Consider the following 18,005-nt stretch of genomic DNA (forward strand, 5'->3'; position numbering starts at 1 on the left):
GCTCAAGGCCGAGCTGGGCGACGCCCTGCCCATCATCGGCGTCGGCGGCATCGTGCGCGGCGCCGACGCCAAAGTCAAAATGGACGCCGGCGCCCAGCTGGTGCAGTTGTACAGCGGCCTGATCTACGCCGGCCCGGCCCTGGTGCGCGACTGCGCCGACGCCCTGCGGGCGCGCTAAACGCCGTCTTGTTGCGCGCTCGCCCGGGATTCGGTCCGCCGGCAACGCCGACGCTCGATAGCCACCAAAAATCATGCAATCAGGAATATGATGGGATCAGACCGCGCGCCGCCAGCGGCGCGCGCCGCCGCTCTCTCTGATTTTTCCGGGGTTCGTGATGAATGTCTATTCCCTGCTCGGCCGGCTGCGGCTGGCGCACAAATTCCTGATACTGAGCGTGATCGCGCTGTTGCTGGCCAGCATACCCACGTATTTCTATGTGCGCGAGGCAGCCAAGGGACTGGACGCCTACCTGGCCGAACAAGAGGGCATGCCGCAAGTGGCGGCCGTGATGAAAACCATCCAGCTGACCCAGCAGCATCGCGGCCTGGCCGCCCTGGCGCTGGGCGGCGTGGACGGGGCCGACGAGCAACGCCGGGCCAAGCAGGCCGAGGCGGACCAGTTGTACGCCGGCGTCGACGCCACGATCAAGGCGATGCACGATCCCGGCGTCAGCGAGGCCTGGGACCACGCCCGCCGCGACTGGGACAGCCTGCGCGCCGGCGTCAGCAACAAAAGCCTGACGGTGGCGCAAAGCTTCGCCGCCCACAGCGCGCTGCTGCCGCAACTGCTCAAGGTGAACGACCTGGTGGGCGACCATTTCGGCCTCAACCTCGACCCCGACAAGGACGGCCACCAGCTGATCCAGGCCATGTATTACCAGCTGCCCTACCTGACCGAGGAGCTGGGCAAGACCCGCGCGCTGGGCGCCGGGTTGCTGGCGCGCAAGCAGGCCAGCGCCGACGAACGCATCGCGCTGTCATCCTACATCGGCCGCGTCAACGACCGGCTGTACCAGACCCAGACCGCGTTCGACAAGGCGGTGGCCGAAAATCCGGCCATCGGCTCGACCCTGGGCGCGTCGATGCGGGAAGCCGCCGGCGCCGCCGCCGCGCTGACCACGCTGGCCGGTGCACAAATCCTCCAGAGCGACACGCTGAGCTATTCGGCGCCCGACTACGTCAAGCTGGCGACCCAGACCCTCGACGCCCAGTTCAAGGTCAACACCGCCGCCGCCGCCATGCTGGCCACCATCCTGGACGGGAAGATCGCCGATTTCCGCCGCACCCGCTGGACCATGGTGGGCAGCATGGCGCTGCTGATCGCCCTGGCCGGCCTGATGGCCAGGACGATTTCGCGTTCGGTGACGGTGCCGCTGAATAACGCCATCACGGTGGCGCGGAGCGTGGCGCGCGGCGACCTGGTGTCCGACTTCGACGTCGGCGCGCCGGACGAGGTCGGGCAAATGCTGCGCGCGCTGCACGACATGAACGAGAGCCTGCGCACCATCGTCGGCGACGTGCGCGCCAGCATCGACACCATCAACGCCGCCACCGGCGACATCGCCAGCGGCAACGCCGACGTCTCGTCGCGGCTCGAAGCGCAGGCCTCGAATCTGGAGCAGACCGCCGCGTCGATGGAACAGCTGACCTCGACCGTCAAGCAAAACGCCGACAACGCGCGCCAGGCCAAGCTGCTGGTGGGCAGCGCCTCCACCGTGGCCAACCGCGGCGGCGCCGTGGTGGCGCAGGTGGTGCATACGATGGGGGAGATCAACGCCAGCTCGCACCGCATCGTCGACATTATTTCGGTCATCGACGGCATCGCCTTCCAGACCAACATCCTGGCCTTGAACGCGGCGGTCGAGGCGGCCCGCGCCGGCGAGCAGGGCCGTGGTTTCGCGGTGGTCGCCAGCGAGGTGCGCAACCTGGCGCAGCGCTCGGCCGCCGCCGCCAAGGAGATCAAGGACTTGATCGCGGCCAGCGTGCAAAAGGTCGACGCCGGCAACCTGCTGGTCGGCCAGGCCGGGCAGGCGATGGACGAGATCCTCGGCAGCGTCGCGCGCATCACCGGCATCATGGCCGAGATCGCCACGGCCTCGGCCGAACAGGGCGCCGGCATCGAGCAGATCAATCACGCCGTGACGCAGATGGATGACATGACGCAGCAGAACGCGGCGCTGGTGGAACAGACGGCGGCGGCCTCGGCCAGCCTGCGGGAACAGGCGCAAAGCCTGGTGACGTCGATGAGCGTCTTCAAGCTGGGTGACGAAGCCGGCGGACGCCACCGGCCGGCGCTGGGCCTGCCGGCGCCGCGCTTGCTGGCGCGGCGCTAAGCGCCCGGCGCCGGCTTGCGCCGCGACGGCGCTTAAAACTCTTCCCAGTCGGCGCTGCCGGACGTGGCGCTGGCGGCCAAGCGTTTCGGCGCCGGCTTGACCGATGCCCGCGAACGCGTGGCGGCCTTCGGTGCGGCGGCGGCGGCACGCGGCGGCGCGATCCTGGCCGCCGGCTGGCCGGCCAGCTTGAACACGCTGACGGCCTGCGCCAGCAAGTCGGCCTGATCGCGCATGCTTTGCGCGGCCGCGGCCGCCTCTTCGACCAGCGCCGCGTTCTGCTGCGTCACGTCGTCGATCTGGACGATGGACTGGTTGATCTGCGCGATGCCGGCACTCTGCTCGGTGCTGGCCGCGCTGATCTCGGTCATGATGTCGGCCACCTGCCTGACGGCGCGCACGATGCCGTCCATCGTCGCGCCGGCCTCGTCGACCAGGCGCGCGCCCGCGTCGACCGTCTCGACCGAATGGCCGATCAGCTCCTTGATCTCCTTGGCGGCCGACGCCGAGCGCTGCGCCAGCGTGCGCACCTCCGACGCGACGACGGCGAAGCCACGCCCCTGCTCGCCGGCGCGCGCCGCTTCCACGGCAGCGTTCAGCGCGAGAATATTGGTCTGGAAGGCGATGCCGTCGATGACGCCGATGATGTCGACGATCTTGCTCGAACTGTCCTTGATCGCGCCCATCGTCGTGACGACCTGGCCGACCACCTGGCCGCCCCTGGTGGCGAAGTCGGACGCGGCGACCACCAGCGTGGTGGCCTGGCGCGCGTTCTCGGCGTTTTGCGTGACGGTCGAGGTCAGTTCCTCCATCGACGAGGCCGTCTCCTCTAGGCTGGCCGCCTGCTGCTCGGTGCGGCTCGACAAGTCCAGATTGCCGCTGGCGATTTCCCACGACGCCACCGAGATCGTGTCCGTCCCCTGCCGCACCTGGCCCACGGTGCGCGCCAGGCAGCTGTTCATGTCGCTCAGCGCGCGTAGCAGCTGGCCCGTTTCATCGTCGCTGTCGCAATCGATGCAGGTGGTCAGGTCGCCGTCGGCCACGGCCTGCGCCATGCCGACCGCGCGGTTGAGCGGACTGGTGATGCTGCCCGTGACCCAGAGCACCACGCCGGCCGCCACCGCCGTGGCCAGCACCGTCAGCACCACCATCATCGTGCGCGCGCCGACATAGGCTTGCCGCGCGTCGGCGCTGGCCTGGTCGATGGCGGCGGTCTGGAATTGGATCAACTCGGTCAGCGCGTTCAGGTAGGCGGTCTGCTCCCTGCGCACCGTCGTCAGCAGATAGACGACGACGTCGGCGCGCTTGGCCCCGTCGGTGGAACGTTGGACGAACTCGCTTTGCACGACCACGTATTTGGCGCGCGCATCCTGCACGGCCTGGAAGCGCGCCTTGCTCTCGCTGTCGTGGTCGTCGGCGATCAGGCGGCCCAGCTTGTCGAGGTTGGCGCTGTTTTCGACCTTGCGCTTGGCGATGCGGTCGAGCTCGTCGTGCACGGTCTGCGGATCGGTCGACAACATGGCGTTGCGCATGGCGCGGGCGATGTCGTTGACGCCGCCCGCCACTTGATATGCCAGGATCACCTTGGGCACCTTGTCGGTGGCCAGGTCCCTGGTTCCCGCGTCGAGCTTGCCGAGGTTGGCGATGCCGACCACGGCGATACCTATCATGAACAGCAGCGACAAGCCCAGGCCGGCGCCCAGCCGCGTGCCGATTTTCCAATTACCGATGTTCATCTTCTGCTCCCGATTAAAAACCAAAGGCTTAAATCCCGGACGCTGCAATGTTATCGTTCTTGCTCAACCGGGCGGCATGCGGCGCGGGCGGGCGGCGTTGAACTTGAGTATATGGTCAATTTATCATCTTGCGCGCGAAAAAATGGAAACTGTTTTCGCGCCGCCACAAGATGCGGCCGACAGCGGGCGGCCCGATGGCGGCCGGGCTCGCGTTAATCGGCGCCGCCGCCGTTGGCCAGCGCCGCGTCGATCTCGGCGCGCGTCAGGTCGGGAGCGAATTGCTGGATGAAATGATAGGCGTAGGAACGCAGGTAGGCGCCGCGCCGCACCGCCAGCCGCGTCGTGTTCGAGGCGAACAAATGCGAGGCCTCGACCGCCCGCAAGCCCTTGTCGCGGCCGTGGTCGAAGGCCATCGAGGCGACGATGCCCACGCCCAGCCCCAGCGACACGTATTGTTTGATGACGTCGGAATCCATGGCCGTGAGCACGATGTCGGTCTGCACCCCGGCCTTGGCGAAGGCGTCGTCGATGTGGCCGCGGCCGGTGAAGCCGACGTCGTAGGTGATGAGCGGAAACTGCGCCAGGTCCTGCAGCCGGATGGGCGAGTGCGCCAGCAGCGGGTGGCCGTCGGGCACCACGATCAAATGGCTCCAGCGGTAGCACGGGAACGACACCAGCTCGGGAAACTGCGACAGGCCCTCGGTGGCGATGCCGATGTCGGTCTTGCCCGACAACACCCATTCGGCGATGTGTTCGGGCGCGCTCTGCTGCAAGGCGATGCGCACGTCCGGAAACGCGGCGCGGAACGATTGCACCACTTTCGGCAGCGCGTAGCGCGCTTGCGTGTGGGTCGCGGCCACGGTCAGCGTGCCGCTGTTCTGGCCCGTGTATTCGAGGCTGGCCTGTTGCAGGTTTTCCGCCTCGATCAGCAGGCGGTCGATGATTTTCAAGATACCCTTGCCGGGCTCGGTCATGCCGGTCAGGCGCTTGCCGTTGCGCTCGAAAATGATGACGCCGAGTTCATCCTCGAGCTCGCGGATCTGGCGGCTCACGCCCGGCTGCGACGTGAACAGCGCGTTGGCCACTTCCGTCAGGTTGAAATTGCGGCGGGCCGCTTCCCGGATGGATCGCAGTTGCTGGAAATTCATATGGCCGAACCCTCGTCGACGAACACTTGCAGCCGCTTGGGCCGCACCACCAGGGTCTCGCCCTCCTTCAGGCCGAGATCGCTGAAGCGCTCGTTCGACATGACCGCCTCGATCAGTTCGGCATTGTCGCTGCGTTCGAGGTCGAGCTGGGCCAGCGGGCCGATCGCGTGGGCGCGCCGCAGCTTGACGACGATGCCTTCGGCGCCGGCGCTGTAGCGGTCGATTTCCAGGTCGTGCGGGCGGACGTAGGCCGTGCCCTGGCCGTCGAGCACGGCACCGCCGCCGGCCACGTTGATGGAGGCGTCGCCGCTGGCCATCACGCCCTCGTGCACGCGGCCGTGGAACATATTGACGTTGCCGAGGAAGCTGTAGACGAAGGGCGAGGCCGGATGGTTGTAGACCTGGTCGGGCGCGCCGATCTGCTCGACGTTGCCCTTGTTCATCAGCACCACCTGGTCGGCCACTTCCAGCGCCTCCTCCTGGTCGTGGGTGACGAAGATGCTGGTCACGTGCAGATCGTCATGCAGGCGCCGCAGCCAGCGCCGCAATTCCTTGCGCACCTTGGCGTCGAGCGCGCCGAACGGTTCGTCGAGCAGCAGCACGCGCGGCTCGACGGCCAGCGCGCGGGCCAGGGCGATGCGCTGGCGCTGGCCGCCCGACAGCTGCGGCGGATAGCGGTCGGCCAGCCAGTCGAGCTGCACCAGTTCCAGCAATTCCTTGACCTTGCGGCGGATCTGGTCTTCCGACGGCCGCTCGGCGCGCGGCTTCACGCGCAGGCCGAAGGCGACGTTCTCGAACACGGTCATGTGCTTGAACAGCGCGTAATGCTGGAACACGAAGCCGACCTGGCGCTCGCGCACGTGGCGCGCCGAGGCGTCTTGCGCGTCGAGCAGCACGCTGCCCGAGTCCGGATGTTCGAGGCCGGCGATGATGCGCAGCAGCGTGGTCTTGCCGCAGCCGGACGGCCCCAGCAGCGCGGTCAGCTCGCCCGAGGGAAAGTCGAGCGACACATTGTTGAGGGCGACGAAATCGCCGAATCGCTTGTTGATGTTGTGGACGGCTATCGTCATCTCAGTGCTCCGTGGAACGTAAGGCGGTGTCGTCGGCGACGCTCTCGTTGAGGCGCCAGGCGATGAAGGATTTCAGGGCCAGCGTCACCAGGGCCAGCAAGGCCAGCAGCGAGGCGACGGCGAAGGCGGCCGAGAAGTTGTATTCGTTGTAGAGGATTTCCACTTGCAGCGGCACGGTGTTGGTTTCGCCGCGGATGTGGCCGGACACCACCGACACGGCGCCGAACTCGCCCATCGCGCGGGCGTTGCACAGGATCACGCCGTACAGCAGGCCCCACTTGATGTTCGGCAGCGTGACGCGGCGGAAAGTGTCCCAGCCGGACGCGCCCAGCACGATGGCGGCCTCCTCCTCCTCGCTGCCCTGCGACTGCATCAGCGGAATCAGCTCGCGGGCCACAAAGGGGAAGGTGACGAAGATGGTGGCCAGCACGATGCCCGGCACCGCGAACAAAATCTTGATGTCGTGCTCTTGCAGCCACGGACCGAGCCAGCCCTGGGCGCCGAACATGAGCACATAGATTAGGCCGGAAATCACGGGCGAGACGGAAAACGGCAGGTCGATCAGCGTCAGCAAGATGCTTTTGCCGCGAAACTCGAACTTGGCGATGCACCACGAGGCGGCCACGCCGAACACCAGGTTCAGCGGCACGGCGATGACGGCGGTCAGCAGGGTCAGCTTGATGGCCGACAGCGCGTCGTCCTCGACGATGGCGTCGATATAAGCTTGCCAGCCCTTCTTGAACGCTTCGGCGAACACGGACACCAGCGGCACGAACAGGAACAGCGTCAGGAAAATCAGCGCGATGGCGATCAGCACGGCGCGCACCCAGCGCGGCTCCAGCACACTGTTGACCGTTGGCAGTTCGCCGCGGCGCAGCGGCGCCGACGTCGGCGCGGCCGGCTGGCCGGCGACGGGAATGGCAGTTGGCACGGCGGAAGTTGGCACGGCGTTCATTATTTTTTACCCGTTCTGGCGCGCGCCCACGCTTGCAGCAAATTAATCGACAACAACATGATGAACGACGCCAGCAGCATCACCACGGCGATCGCGGTGGCGCCAGCATAGTCGTACTGCTCGAGCTTGGTGATGATGAACAGCGGCGTGATTTCCGACACCATGGGCATATTGCCGGCGATGAAAATCACCGAACCGTACTCGCCGGTGGCGCGCGCGAAGGCCAGCGCGAAGCCGGTCATCAGCGACGGCAAAATGGTGGGGAAGACCACGCGGCTGAAGGTTTGCCAGGCGCTGGCGCCCAGGCTGGCGGCGGCCTCCTCCAGTTCGCGCTCGGCGTCTTCCAGCACCGGCTGCACGGTGCGCACGACGAAGGGCAGGCCGATGAACGTCAGGGCGACGACGATGCCCAGCGGCGTGAACGCGACCTTGATGCCGAGCACGCCTTCCAGGAAGCTGCCGAACCAGCCGTTCGAGGAATACAGGGCCGTCAGCGTGATGCCGGCCACGGCCGTCGGCAACGCGAACGGCAAGTCGACCAGGGCGTCGATGATGCGCTTGCCGGGGAATTCATAGCGCACCAGCACCCAGGCCACGATGCCGCCGAAGATGACGTTGAGAAAGGCGCCGATCAGCGAGGCGCCGAAGGTCAGCTTGTAGGACGCGACCACGCGCTCGGACGTGACGGCCGACCAGAACGCGGGCCAGCTCATCGTGAAGGTTTTCAGGAAGACGGCCGACAGCGGTATCAGCACGATCAGCGCCAGATAGAAAATGGTGAAGCCGAGCGACAGCCGGAACCCCGGCATCACGCGGAAAGGCGCGCCTTGCGCCGAGACCGGGGTCGGAAGCGGCGGTGCTGTTGCTGGCATGGAGACTCCTTATTACATTTTCGACTATAGGGACGCATAATCGCATCCCTTTCGTATAGGGCAAACGAACCTTTCGTCATTTGCTTAGATGGAATTGGCTCAGTCGCCGAGCGGCGCCAGCGCCGGACGAAAAAAAACGCACTCCGGAGAGTGCGTCCTTGGTCTTGCCGAACGGCTTGATGCCGCTCTCGATATTTATTTGTTCGGCTGCGGCGTCACGCGCAGATAGGGCCGCTCGGCCTTGTAGCCCTTCGGATACTTTTGCCGAAGCAAGTCCGGGTCTTGCACGGACAGGGGAATGATGACGTCGTCGCCATCTTTCCAGTTGCCCGGCGTGGCCACGGTGTAGCCATCGGTCAATTGCAGCGCATCGATGACGCGCAGCACTTCGTCGAAGTTGCGGCCGGTGCTCATGGGATAGGTCAGCGTCAACCGCACTTTTTTGGCGGGGTCGATGACGAACAGCGTGCGCACCGTCGCCGTCGCCGACGCTTCCGGATGGATCATGTCGTACAGCGTGGCCACCTTGCGGTCCACGTCGGCGATGATGGGGAAGCCCACCACGGTGTGCTGGGTCTCCTCGATATCCTTGATCCAGGCCTGGTGCGACTCGACCGGATCGACCGACAGCGCCAGCGCCTTGACGTTGCGGCGGTCGAATTCCGGCTTCAGCTTGGCGGTCAGGCCCAGCTCGGTGGTGCAGACCGGCGTGAAGTCCGATGGATGGGAAAACAGCACGACCCAGGAATCGCCCGCCCACTGGTGGAAATGGAGGGGACCGAGGGAAGAATCTTGCTCGAAGTCTGGCGCGGTATCGCCTAGTCGTAGTGTCATGATTATCTCCGTTCAATAGTGTCATCGTGGCGGGACGGCGGCGCCGCAGCCGCGTCCGACGCCCATCTTCGCTGCCGGCGGCGCATCGACCTTGCGCCGCATCGTATAGTTATATCATCAATCATTTCGGCGCGCATGGTGCGCCCGTTCGGCCAGCGCTTGCAACTGAAGCTGTCCGAACGTCCAGTCGGCCAGCCCGGACTCGCCGTTGATATGGCCCAGCGCGCCCACCTCGACCAGCGTGCTGCCCCAGCGTTGCGCCCACAGCGCGGCGCTCGCCGCGCTGATCCACGGATCGTTGCTGCTGGCGATGACGGTGGAGGGACAGGGCAAGGCCAGGGCCGGCAGCAGGCCGGCGGCGAATTGATCGGGATCGGCCGGCGCCACCAGCAGCACGCCGGCCACCTGCGCCGGATCGGCCACGATGCTGTCCACGGTCGCCAGGCAGCCGAAGCTGTGGGCGACGATCAGCGTCGGCCGCAAATCTTGCCGGCGCACCTCGCCGACGCGCGCCGACCACGGACCCAGCTCGGTCGAGTCCCAATCGTCCTGCACCACGCGCTCGAAGCCCGGGTGCAGCAGCTGCCAGCGGCTTTGCCAGTGCGCCGGCCCGCTGTCTTGCAGGCCGGGCGCGATCAACACACGATATTGTTCCAGCAAACCAACCGTCATACCACCCTCCCCGTTTATTTGTTCGGCTGATAAATCTGGTCGAACACGCCGCCGTCGGCGAAATGGGTTTTCTGCGCCGTGCTCCAGTCGCCGGCCACGTCGGCCAGCGTGAACAGCTTGATGTTCGGGAACGCGGCCGCGTATTTCTTCGCTTCCTTGTCGACCGCCGGGCGGTAGTAATTCTTCGCGATCAACTCCTGCGCCTGGTCAGTGTAGAGGAAATTCAGATAGGCCTCCGCCACTTTGCGCGTGCCATGGCGGTCGACCACTTTATCGACCACGGCCACCGGCGGCTCGGCCAGGATGCTGACCGACGGCGCCACGATCTCGACCTTGTTCGGGCCCAGTTCCTTGACCGCCAGATAGGCTTCGTTTTCCCACGCGATCAGCACGTCGCCGATGCCGCGTTCGACAAAGGTGGTGGTGGCGCCGCGCGCGCCGGAATCGAGCACGGGCACGTTCTTGTATAGTTTTTTCAGGAATTCGCGCGCCGACGCGTCGCTGCCGCCGGGCTGGCGCAGCGCGTAGCCGTAGGCGGCCAGATAGTTCCAGCGGGCGCCGCCGGACGTCTTGGGATTCGGCGTGATGACGGCCACGCCCGGCTTGCTCAAGTCGCTCCAATCCTTGATGCCCTTGGGATTGCCCTTGCGAACCAGAAAGACGATGGTCGACGTGTAGGGCGCGCTATTGTGCTGCAAGCGTTTTTGCCAATCCTTGGCCGTCAAGCCTTTCTCGGCGACGGCGTCGATGTCATAGGCCAGCGCCAGCGTGACGACGTCGGCTTCGAGGCCGTCGATGACGGAGCGGGCTTGCTTGCCGGAACCGCCGTGCGATTGCTTGATCTTGACGGTGGCGCCGGTCTTGGCTTTCCAGTCCTTGGCGAAGGCGGTATTGACGTCCTGGTACAGTTCACGGGTCGGGTCGTAAGACACGTTCAACAGCGTGACTTCGGCGGCCAGCGCGGGCAAGGCGGCGCTGGCGGCGAACAGGGCGGCGGCGATTATTTTTTTAGGCAACATCTCAATTCCCGTGGGTGAACTTCAGAAGCCCTAGGGTACGATGCCTTGTTATGAAAGAGAACGAAGGATTTAGCAGTTTTATATAGCTAAATCTTATATGGCGGCAACAGCGCGTCTCAGTAAAAGCGGTTGAACAGCACCACGGCCCAGGCCGCGGCCGCCAGCAGCAGCGCCAGCAGCACGGCCGCGCTGCCGTAGTCCTTGGCATTCTTGGACAGCGGGTGGCGCTCTAGGGAAATGCGGTCGACCACCGCTTCGATGGCGGAATTGATCAGTTCGACAATCAGCACCAGCACCAGCACGCCGATCAGCATCAGTTTTTCAAACGCGGAAATGCGCAGCGCCAGCGCGATGGCGCCGCCTATCAACAACAGCATCAATTCCTGGCGGAACGCGTGCTCATGCTTCCATGCGGCGCGAAAGCCGGCCAGGGAATAGGAAAAGGCGGAAAAAATCCGCCGCAAACCGCTTTTGCTCTTGAATTCGCTGACTGGTTCCATAGCGCACTGTCAATATTAAATCAGAGCATCATTATGCCCCGGCACCGATTTGCCCACGGCGATTTTCAGCAAGGGCCGCCGCAGAATTCCTATTTTTTTCACATTATGGTATAAATACACGGTCAAATACTGCACTGCACCAAGCCCATCATGAAAATCGAAACTGTCCCTGAGCAAAAAACCACGATACAGGTGATAGAACGCATGGTGGCGCTGCTCGATGCGCTGGCCCGCTATCCGGACCCGGTGAGTTTGAAGGAATTGTCCAAGGTGTCCGGCCTGCACCCGTCGACGGCGCACCGCATCCTCAACGACATGGTGCTGACGCGCTTTGTCGACCGCATCGAGCCGGGCACTTACCGGCTGGGCATGCGGCTGCTGGAACTGGGCAATGTGGTCAAGAGCCGCTTGTCCGTGCGCGAGGCGGCGCTCGACTGCATGCGCGCCCTGCACAAAAAAACCCAGCAAACCATCAACCTGTCGGTGCGCCAGGGCGACGAGATCGTCTACATCGACCGCGCGTTTTCCGAGCGCTCGGGCATGCAGGTGGTGCGCGCCATCGGCGGGCGCGGCCCGCTGCACCTGACCTCGACCGGCAAGCTGTTCCTGTCGGTCGACGAGCCGAAGGCGATCCGCGCCTACGCCACGCGCACCGGGCTGGCCGGGCACAACAAGAATTCGATCACGGACCTGGTCAAGCTGGAGCGCGAACTGAGCCTGGTGCGCGCGCGCGGCTATGCGCGCGACAACGAGGAGCTGGAGCTGGGCGTGCGTTGCATGGCCGCCGGCATCCGCGACGACAGCGGCAAGCTGATCGCGGGACTGTCGATCTCGGCCCCGGCCGACCGTTTGCAGGATGACTGGCTGGAAGACCTGGTGACGACGGCCAACCAGATTTCGGCCACCCTCGGTTACATGCCGGTCGAGTAAGTGGGTGCCACGCGGCCGCCCAGGGCGGACGGTTTCAGCGCTTCCAACCATTTGCGCATGCGGCCGGCGTCGGCCGTGCGCGACTGTTTGCCCTTGGAATCGAGGAACACCATGATGACGGCGCGGCCTTCGATCACGGCCTGCATCATCAGGCAGCGGCCGGCTTCGTTGATGAAGCCGGTTTTCTGCAAGCCGATATCCCAGCCCGGCATCGCCACCAGATAATTGGTATTGCCAAACTGCATAGGCTTGCCGTTGGCTTCGACGATGGCTTTCGGATCGGTCGAATACTGGCGCAGCAGCGGTTCCTGGTAGGCCGCCATCATCAGCTTGGCCAGGTCGCGCGCGCTGGCCACATTCATTTTCGACAAGCCGTTGCTGTCGACATAATGGGTATCGTTCATGCCCAGCTCTTGCGCCTTGGCGTTCATGGCGTCGATAAACGCCGCGCGGCCGCCCGGATAGTTGCGGCCCAGCGCGGAGGCGGCGCGGTTTTCCGAACTCATCAGCGCGATGTGCAGCATATTCGCGCGCGTCAGCTGGGCGCCCACTTTCAGGCGCGAACTGCTGAACTTGACGCGGTCGACGTCGTCGTCGATCACGGTCAGCAACTCATCCATGTCCTGGTGCGCTTGCACCACGACCAGGCCGGTCATCATCTTGGTGATGGAGGCGATCGGCAAGGCGACGGTGGAGTTTTTTTCAAACAAGACTTCGGAATTACTCTGGTCCAACACCAGCGCCACGCTCGATTTCAGGTCCAGCGGATCGCGGGTCAGGTTCAAGCCGGCCAGGTCGCCCATGGTGGGCACCGACGGCGCCGTCACGATGACGCGCGCATACACGACCTTGCGGCGGCCATGGCTCACCACGACGTGCTTGACCAGCTTGCCTTTCGCGGCCTCGGCCGGGGCCGGAATCACCATGGTCTGGCGCTGTGCCCTGCTTTTCTTGGCGACGTGTTTCTTCGGCGCGCCATCCTGGGCTTGCGCCGCGAGCGGCACGGCAAGCAGCAGCAATAACGACACCAAAGCGCCTGACGCAAGTTTGAACATTGATTATTTTCCCGTGATCCCCGCAGTCACAAGCTGACCGGCGGCTGTTGCAGTGTAGCAAAATGCTGAGTATTCGCAAGCAAATTTAACATGGACGGAATCAAACATTGCCCTATGACAATGCGTTAAAACAATGTTGTTTCGGGCGGCGAAAGTAAGGCCCTGTTGCGCTCAAAATCAGCGACGATACCATTGCTGAGGATAGTAAGCGCTTTCCTCTACATGCTGCGCGGAAATGGCGCACGCGCCTCCGCCACGCCCTTCGATTGCCTACTGGAAATCGTTCTTTATAGCGAGTTTTGGTTCTTGGTGCAATGCACAAAAATCGCTTGACTTAATTTTCCAAGGCCGTAAAATCGTGTTTGTTGCGTTGCACAATACGTTGTTCGGCCTGAAAATAAGATGCAACCGCTTCCAAACAGTGGGAACACCAGTACATTTATCAATGACTATTTACTTAATTTTGGAGAGTTAAATGTTTTCAATTCCTGAGCAATTTTCCAATGCGACCAAAGCCAACTTTGAAGCCCAGTTCGCAATGTTTTCGGCACTGACCAACAAAGCGTTCGAAGGCGTGGAAAAATTCGTCGAACTCAACTTGACCGCAGCCAAGGCATCGCTGGAAGAATCGTCCAGCACCACCAAGCAATTGTTGTCCGCTAAAGATCCACAAGAGTTCTTCTCGCTGAGCGCTGCCCAGGCCCAGCCGACCGCCGAAAAAGCCATCGCCTACGGCCGTCATCTGGCCTCGATCGCGTCGGGCACCCAGGCCGAGTTCAGCAAGGCGGCCGAATCGCAAATCGCCGAAACCAACCGCAAAGTCATTTCGCTGGTGGAAGAAGTGAGCAAGAACGCACCGGCCGGCAGCGAAAACGCCGTCGCCATGCTCAAATCGGCCATCGGCAACGCCAATGCCGGTTACGAGCAGTTCACCAAGACCGCCAAGCAAGCCGTGGAATCGATCGAAACCAATATGGCATCGGCCGTGAACCAGTTCTCGCAAGCGGCCGCCAAGGTCGCCCCGAAGAAATAAGCAGGCTGGCCGCGCCGGCGACGGTGCGGCCACCCGCCGTTTCAGATCTCCTCGGCACCGTGGGGATGTCCTTGCCAGCCCCGATCAGCGCCGGGGCTTTTTTTCGTCACTAGCTATGCAAACGGGGACCGCGGTCCCCGTTTGTGCCCAGCCAGTTCGCCTCGTTCGCGGGCTATTCGCCCAGATACGCCGCCTTCACGCGCGGATCGTCCAGCATATCCCTGGCGTTGCCGGTCATCGTGATGAGACCGGAATCCATCACATAGCCGCGATGCGCCGCTTGCAGCGCCAGCTTGGCGTTTTGCTCGACCAGCAAGATCGTGATGCCCTCTTTCGACACATTGCGTATCACTTCGAAGATTTTCTCGACCATGATGGGCGACAGGCCCATCGACGGCTCATCGAGCAGCAGCAAGTTGGGATGCGACATCAGCGCGCGCGCCATCGCCAGCATCTGCTGTTCGCCGCCCGACAGGGTGCCGGCCATCTGCGAGGCCCGCTCCTTCAGGCGCGGGAACACGTCGAACCACTTGGCGACGTCGGCCGCGATACCGGCCTTGTCGTCGCGCGTGTAGGCGCCCATCAGCAAGTTTTCCTGGATCGACATGCGGGTGAAGACGCCGCGGCCTTCCGGCACCATCGCCAGTTTCTTTTCGACCAGATGGAACGATTTGCTGCCCTTGAGCGACTCGCCCAGATAGGCGACCGTGCCTTCGACCTTGCATGGCGGCAAGGTGCCGGTGATAGCTTTCAGCGTCGTCGTCTTGCCGGCGCCGTTGGCGCCGATCAGCGCGATCAGCTCGCCCTTGTTCACTTCCAGATCGATACCCTTGACGGCCTTGATGCCGCCGTATGCGACTTTCAGTCCCGATACTTTTAGAACATTGTCGCTCATTAGTGCGATCCTCCCAGGTAGGCGTCGATAACCGCCTGATTGCTTTGTATTTCCGCAGGCAGGCCCTCGGCGATCGGCTTGCCGTATTCCAGCACCGTCAAACGGTCGCACAAGCCCATCATCAGCTTGACGTCGTGCTCGATCAGCAACACGGTCTTGCCCTCGTTTTTGATTTTGACCAGCAACTCGCGCAGCGCCAGTTTTTCGGTCGCGTTCATGCCGGCGGCCGGCTCGTCGAGCGCCAGCAACTGCGGCTCGGTGGCCAGGGCGCGGGCGATTTCGAGGCGGCGCTGGTCGCCGTAGGACAGGAAACGCGCCGTGCGCTGGGCGAACTGGCCGATGCCCACGAACTCCAGCAACTCTTGCGCGCGCGCGCGGATCGCCGCCTCCTCGAGGCGCGCGGCCTTGTGGCGGAACACGGCGCCGAACACGCCCTGACGGGTGCGCACGTGGCAGCCGACCATGACGTTTTCCAGCGCCGTCATCTCGCCGAACAGGCGGATGTTCTGGAAGGTGCGGGCGATGCCGGCCTTGGCCACTTCATGCGGCGCCGACGGCGAATACGGCTTGCCGGCCAGCTCGAAGGTGCCGGTGTCGGGCTGGTACAAGCCGGTGATGACGTTGAAGAAGGTGGTCTTGCCGGCGCCGTTGGGGCCGATCAAGCCGTAGATCTGGCCCTTCATGATCTTGATGCCGACGTCGGTCAGCGCCTGCAAGCCGCCGAAGCGCTTGTTGACGCCGGCGATATTCAAAATAACTTGTTCGCTCATGGATTTCCTCAGGCAGCCATCACGCCGGACGACGCTTCGGGTTTATCAGTATCGGCATCGGGCCGGTCTTCGTGCTTGGGCGCGGGCCACAAGCCGGCGGGACGGTTCAGCATGATGAGCACCATCGCCAGGCCGTACAGCAGCTGGCGCAGCACTTCGGACTCGATGATGACGCGGCCGAACAGTTGCTGCTGCAACGGTTCGACGACGTGGCGCAGCACTTCCGGCAAGGCCGCCAGCAAGGCGCCGCCCATGATGACGCCGGGGATGTGGCCTATGCCGCCCAGCACCACCATGGCCAGCACGGCGATCGACTCGGTCAGCGAAAACGATTCCGGCGACACGAAGCCCTGGAAGGACGCGAACATTGCGCCGGCCACGCCGCCGAAGGAGGCGCCCATCGAGAACGCCAGCAGCTTGACGTTGCGGGTGTTGATGCCCATGGCCTTGGCGGCGATCTCGTCTTCGCGGATCGCGACCCAGGCCCGGCCCAGGCGCGAATGCTGCAGGCGCGATGTGATGAAGACGATGGCGATGCACAGTATCAGGAACAGGAAATAGTAGGCGTTGACGGACGGCATGGAGAAGCCGCCGACGATGACGTTGGCGCGCGAGCCGGCGTCGCCGGCCAGGTTGACGCCGAACACCTTGATCGGATCGATCAGGTTGATGCCCTGCGGACCGTTGGTGAAATTGATCGGCTCGTTCAAATTGTTCATGAAGATGCGGATGATCTCGCCGAAGCCCAGCGTCACGATGGCCAGGTAGTCGCCGCGCAATTTCAGCGTGGGCGCACCCAGCAGCGCGCCGAACAGGCCGGCGGTGGCGGCCGCCAGCGGCACGATCAGCCAGACCGACAGGTGGATGCCGTGGTCGCGGATATCCGAGCCCAGCAGCGCGACCAGGCCATCGCCCAGCACCGGATACTGGTTGATGATCGATTCGAGCAGGGTGGCGAATTGCGGCGAGGCCAGCAAGCCCGTCATGTAGGCGCCGACCGCGTAAAACGCGATGTAGCCGAGGTCGAGCAGGCCGGCGAAACCGACCACGATGTTCAGGCCCAGCGCCAGCATGATGTAGAGCAGCGCCATGTCGATGATGCGGACCCAGGAGTTGCCGAACTGGGCGGCGATGAAGGGAAACACGATCAGCGCCGCCAGCGTCACGGCCATGCTGGTGTAGGCCTTGCGCGGATTGCGGCTGGTATCAAAATTCAAGAGTGCCATGGAAATCCTTAATCTATATCCGGGACCGGCTTAGGCGCGGTCCGCCACGCGTTCGCCCATGATGCCGGACGGGCGCACGGTGAGCACGATGATGAGCACGACGAAGGCGAAGATGTCCTGGTAGTTGCTGCCGAGGAAACCGCCGGTCAAGTCGCCGATGTAGCCGGCGCCCAGGCTTTCGATAATGCCGAGCACGATACCGCCTATCATGGCGCCGTAGATATTGCCGATGCCGCCCAGCACCGCGGCCGAGAACGCTTTCAGGCCGGGCACGAAGCCCATGGCGAACTGGATCGACGCGTAGTTGGCGCCCCACATCACGCCGGCGATGGCGGCCAGGGCGGCGCCGATGGCGAAGGTGGCGACGATGACGCGGTTGGAATCGACGCCCATCAAGCCGGCCACGCGCGGGTTTTCGGCGACGGCGCGCATGGCGCGGCCCATCTTGGTTTTTTCCACCAGCATCACCAGCGCGAACATGGCGGCGGCCGCCAGCACCAGCAGCAACATCTGCGTTTGCGAAATGAGCGCGCCGCCGACCGTGATCGGCGTGGCCGACAGCAGTTGCGGGAAGGGCAGCGGATTGCGGCCCCAGATCATCATGGCGAAGGTTTGCAGCAGGATGGAGACGCCGATCGCCGTGATGAGCGGCGCCAGCCGCGGCGCGTTGCGCAGGCGGCGGTAGGCGATGCGCTCGATCAGGATATTGACCAGCATGCAGATCGGAATCGCGCCGGCGATGGCGATGGCCAGCTTGACGTAGCCCGGCAAGTCCGGCGCCACCGAGTTGAGCAGGTTGAGGATGGTCAGGCCGGCCATCGCCCCTATCATCAGCACGTCGCCGTGGGCGAAGTTAATCAGATTCAATACGCCATACACCATCGTGTAACCGAGGGCGACCAGCGCATACATGCTGCCCAGCACCAGGCCATTGATAATTTGTTGGATAAATGTATCCAT

The 18,005-nt window shown here is 63.9% G+C and carries 17 protein-coding genes and 1 pseudogene; 4 read left to right on the plus strand and 14 right to left on the minus strand.

From position 1 onward, the window contains the following. Positions 1–178: pseudogene (locus Q0S71_RS15975) on the plus strand (quinone-dependent dihydroorotate dehydrogenase); the annotation flags it as partial. Between the two features lie 157 nt (positions 179–335). Further along, on the plus strand, positions 336–2,333 hold the full coding sequence (locus Q0S71_RS15980) for a methyl-accepting chemotaxis protein (RefSeq protein ID WP_295997714.1): 1,998 nt from the start codon (positions 336–338) through the stop codon (positions 2,331–2,333). Positions 2,334–2,365: 32 nt separating this feature from the next. On the opposite strand, the gene Q0S71_RS15985 is transcribed toward Q0S71_RS15980, so the two are convergent. The 9 genes from Q0S71_RS15985 to Q0S71_RS16025 all read right to left on the minus strand — a co-directional run bounded on the left by Q0S71_RS15985 (position 2,366) and on the right by Q0S71_RS16025 (position 11,136). After that, on the minus strand, positions 2,366–4,066 hold the full coding sequence (locus tag Q0S71_RS15985; RefSeq protein WP_295997716.1) for a methyl-accepting chemotaxis protein: 1,701 nt from the start codon (positions 4,064–4,066) through the stop codon (positions 2,366–2,368). 212 nt (positions 4,067–4,278) lie between these two features. After that, positions 4,279–5,214, minus strand: a complete 936-nt coding sequence (locus Q0S71_RS15990) for a CysB family HTH-type transcriptional regulator (RefSeq protein WP_295997717.1) — start codon at positions 5,212–5,214, stop codon at positions 4,279–4,281. Continuing rightward, positions 5,211–6,284, minus strand: coding sequence for a sulfate ABC transporter ATP-binding protein (locus Q0S71_RS15995; protein WP_295997719.1), 1,074 nt, complete (start codon positions 6,282–6,284; stop codon positions 5,211–5,213). The genes Q0S71_RS15990 and Q0S71_RS15995 overlap by 4 nt, the downstream gene beginning before the upstream one ends. Before the next feature lies 1 nt (position 6,285). Further along, positions 6,286–7,239 (minus strand): sulfate ABC transporter permease subunit CysW, encoded by a 954-nt coding sequence (cysW, locus tag Q0S71_RS16000; RefSeq protein WP_295997720.1) that lies wholly within the window; start codon positions 7,237–7,239, stop codon positions 6,286–6,288. Then, entirely contained in the window at positions 7,239–8,048 is an 810-nt protein-coding gene (gene cysT / locus Q0S71_RS16005; protein WP_295997829.1) for a sulfate ABC transporter permease subunit CysT, read from the minus strand. Before cysT ends, cysW begins: the two co-directional genes overlap by 1 nt. Before the next feature lie 258 nt (positions 8,049–8,306). Next, positions 8,307–8,945 (minus strand): peroxiredoxin, encoded by a 639-nt coding sequence (locus Q0S71_RS16010; protein ID WP_295997722.1) that lies wholly within the window; start codon positions 8,943–8,945, stop codon positions 8,307–8,309. A gap of 117 nt (positions 8,946–9,062) precedes the next feature. Then, a complete protein-coding gene (locus tag Q0S71_RS16015) occupies positions 9,063–9,617 on the minus strand; it encodes an alpha/beta hydrolase (RefSeq protein ID WP_295997723.1) in 555 nt (184 codons plus the stop codon). Positions 9,618–9,631: 14 nt separating this feature from the next. After that, entirely contained in the window at positions 9,632–10,636 is a 1,005-nt protein-coding gene (locus Q0S71_RS16020) for a sulfate ABC transporter substrate-binding protein (RefSeq protein ID WP_295997725.1), read from the minus strand. Between the two features lie 116 nt (positions 10,637–10,752). Next, positions 10,753–11,136: a diacylglycerol kinase gene (locus Q0S71_RS16025; protein ID WP_295997726.1), complete on the minus strand. Its 384-nt coding sequence runs from the start codon at positions 11,134–11,136 to the stop codon at positions 10,753–10,755. A 150-nt stretch (positions 11,137–11,286) separates the two neighbouring features. On the opposite strand from Q0S71_RS16025, the gene Q0S71_RS16030 reads away from it, so the two are divergent. Then, on the plus strand, positions 11,287–12,066 hold the full coding sequence (locus tag Q0S71_RS16030) for an IclR family transcriptional regulator (RefSeq protein WP_295997728.1): 780 nt from the start codon (positions 11,287–11,289) through the stop codon (positions 12,064–12,066). Here Q0S71_RS16030 and pbpG read toward each other — a convergent pair. Then, entirely contained in the window at positions 12,048–13,121 is a 1,074-nt protein-coding gene (gene pbpG / locus Q0S71_RS16035) for a D-alanyl-D-alanine endopeptidase (RefSeq protein WP_295997730.1), read from the minus strand. The two genes, Q0S71_RS16030 and pbpG, sit on opposite strands and share 19 nt — an antisense overlap. 475 nt (positions 13,122–13,596) lie before the next feature. On the opposite strand from pbpG, the gene Q0S71_RS16040 reads away from it, so the two are divergent. Next, positions 13,597–14,154, plus strand: coding sequence for a phasin family protein (locus Q0S71_RS16040; RefSeq protein ID WP_295997733.1), 558 nt, complete (start codon positions 13,597–13,599; stop codon positions 14,152–14,154). Positions 14,155–14,326: 172 nt separating this feature from the next. Here the strand turns inward: Q0S71_RS16040 and Q0S71_RS16045 are convergent, their stop codons facing one another. From Q0S71_RS16045 to Q0S71_RS16060, 4 genes are read right to left on the minus strand one after another with little or no spacing between them, the layout of a single operon-like run. Next, complete coding sequence (locus Q0S71_RS16045; protein ID WP_295997735.1) at positions 14,327–15,049, minus strand: ABC transporter ATP-binding protein; 723 nt, start codon at positions 15,047–15,049, stop codon at positions 14,327–14,329. After that, the gene (locus Q0S71_RS16050) at positions 15,049–15,819 is read right to left on the minus strand and encodes an ABC transporter ATP-binding protein (protein ID WP_295997736.1); all 771 of its coding nucleotides are present in this window, start codon (positions 15,817–15,819) and stop codon (positions 15,049–15,051) included. Before Q0S71_RS16050 ends, Q0S71_RS16045 begins: the two co-directional genes overlap by 1 nt. 8 nt (positions 15,820–15,827) lie before the next feature. Further along, entirely contained in the window at positions 15,828–17,045 is a 1,218-nt protein-coding gene (locus Q0S71_RS16055; protein ID WP_295997738.1) for an ABC transporter ATP-binding protein, read from the minus strand. A gap of 30 nt (positions 17,046–17,075) precedes the next feature. After that, positions 17,076–18,005 carry a branched-chain amino acid ABC transporter permease gene (locus Q0S71_RS16060; RefSeq protein WP_295997741.1) on the minus strand — a complete coding sequence of 310 codons (930 nt, stop codon included), beginning with the start codon at positions 18,003–18,005 and terminating at the stop codon, positions 17,076–17,078.

The organism is Rugamonas sp. (genome assembly GCF_025354735.1).
Lineage (GTDB): Bacteria > Pseudomonadota > Gammaproteobacteria > Burkholderiales > Burkholderiaceae_D > Rugamonas.

Coding starts and splice junctions, on each gene's coding strand:
- Q0S71_RS16020 (WP_295997725.1), bottom strand. CDS start 10,636: ATGTTGCCTAAAAAAATAATCGCCGCCGCCCTGTTCGCCGCCAGCGCC.
- Q0S71_RS16050 (WP_295997736.1), bottom strand. CDS start 15,819: ATGAGCGAACAAGTTATTTTGAATATCGCCGGCGTCAACAAGCGCTTC.
- pbpG (WP_295997730.1), bottom strand. CDS start 13,121: ATGTTCAAACTTGCGTCAGGCGCTTTGGTGTCGTTATTGCTGCTGCTT.
- Q0S71_RS15990 (WP_295997717.1), bottom strand. CDS start 5,214: ATGAATTTCCAGCAACTGCGATCCATCCGGGAAGCGGCCCGCCGCAAT.
- Q0S71_RS16060 (WP_295997741.1), bottom strand. CDS start 18,005: ATGGATACATTTATCCAACAAATTATCAATGGCCTGGTGCTGGGCAGC.
- Q0S71_RS16025 (WP_295997726.1), bottom strand. CDS start 11,136: ATGGAACCAGTCAGCGAATTCAAGAGCAAAAGCGGTTTGCGGCGGATT.
- Q0S71_RS16015 (WP_295997723.1), bottom strand. CDS start 9,617: ATGACGGTTGGTTTGCTGGAACAATATCGTGTGTTGATCGCGCCCGGC.
- Q0S71_RS15985 (WP_295997716.1), bottom strand. CDS start 4,066: ATGAACATCGGTAATTGGAAAATCGGCACGCGGCTGGGCGCCGGCCTG.
- Q0S71_RS16040 (WP_295997733.1), top strand. CDS start 13,597: ATGTTTTCAATTCCTGAGCAATTTTCCAATGCGACCAAAGCCAACTTT.
- cysT (WP_295997829.1), bottom strand. CDS start 8,048: ATGCCGGGGTTCCGGCTGTCGCTCGGCTTCACCATTTTCTATCTGGCG.
- cysW (WP_295997720.1), bottom strand. CDS start 7,239: ATGAACGCCGTGCCAACTTCCGCCGTGCCAACTGCCATTCCCGTCGCC.
- Q0S71_RS16030 (WP_295997728.1), top strand. CDS start 11,287: ATGAAAATCGAAACTGTCCCTGAGCAAAAAACCACGATACAGGTGATA.
- Q0S71_RS15980 (WP_295997714.1), top strand. CDS start 336: ATGAATGTCTATTCCCTGCTCGGCCGGCTGCGGCTGGCGCACAAATTC.
- Q0S71_RS16055 (WP_295997738.1), bottom strand. CDS start 17,045: ATGGCACTCTTGAATTTTGATACCAGCCGCAATCCGCGCAAGGCCTAC.
- Q0S71_RS16045 (WP_295997735.1), bottom strand. CDS start 15,049: ATGAGCGACAATGTTCTAAAAGTATCGGGACTGAAAGTCGCATACGGC.
- Q0S71_RS15995 (WP_295997719.1), bottom strand. CDS start 6,284: ATGACGATAGCCGTCCACAACATCAACAAGCGATTCGGCGATTTCGTC.
- Q0S71_RS16010 (WP_295997722.1), bottom strand. CDS start 8,945: ATGACACTACGACTAGGCGATACCGCGCCAGACTTCGAGCAAGATTCT.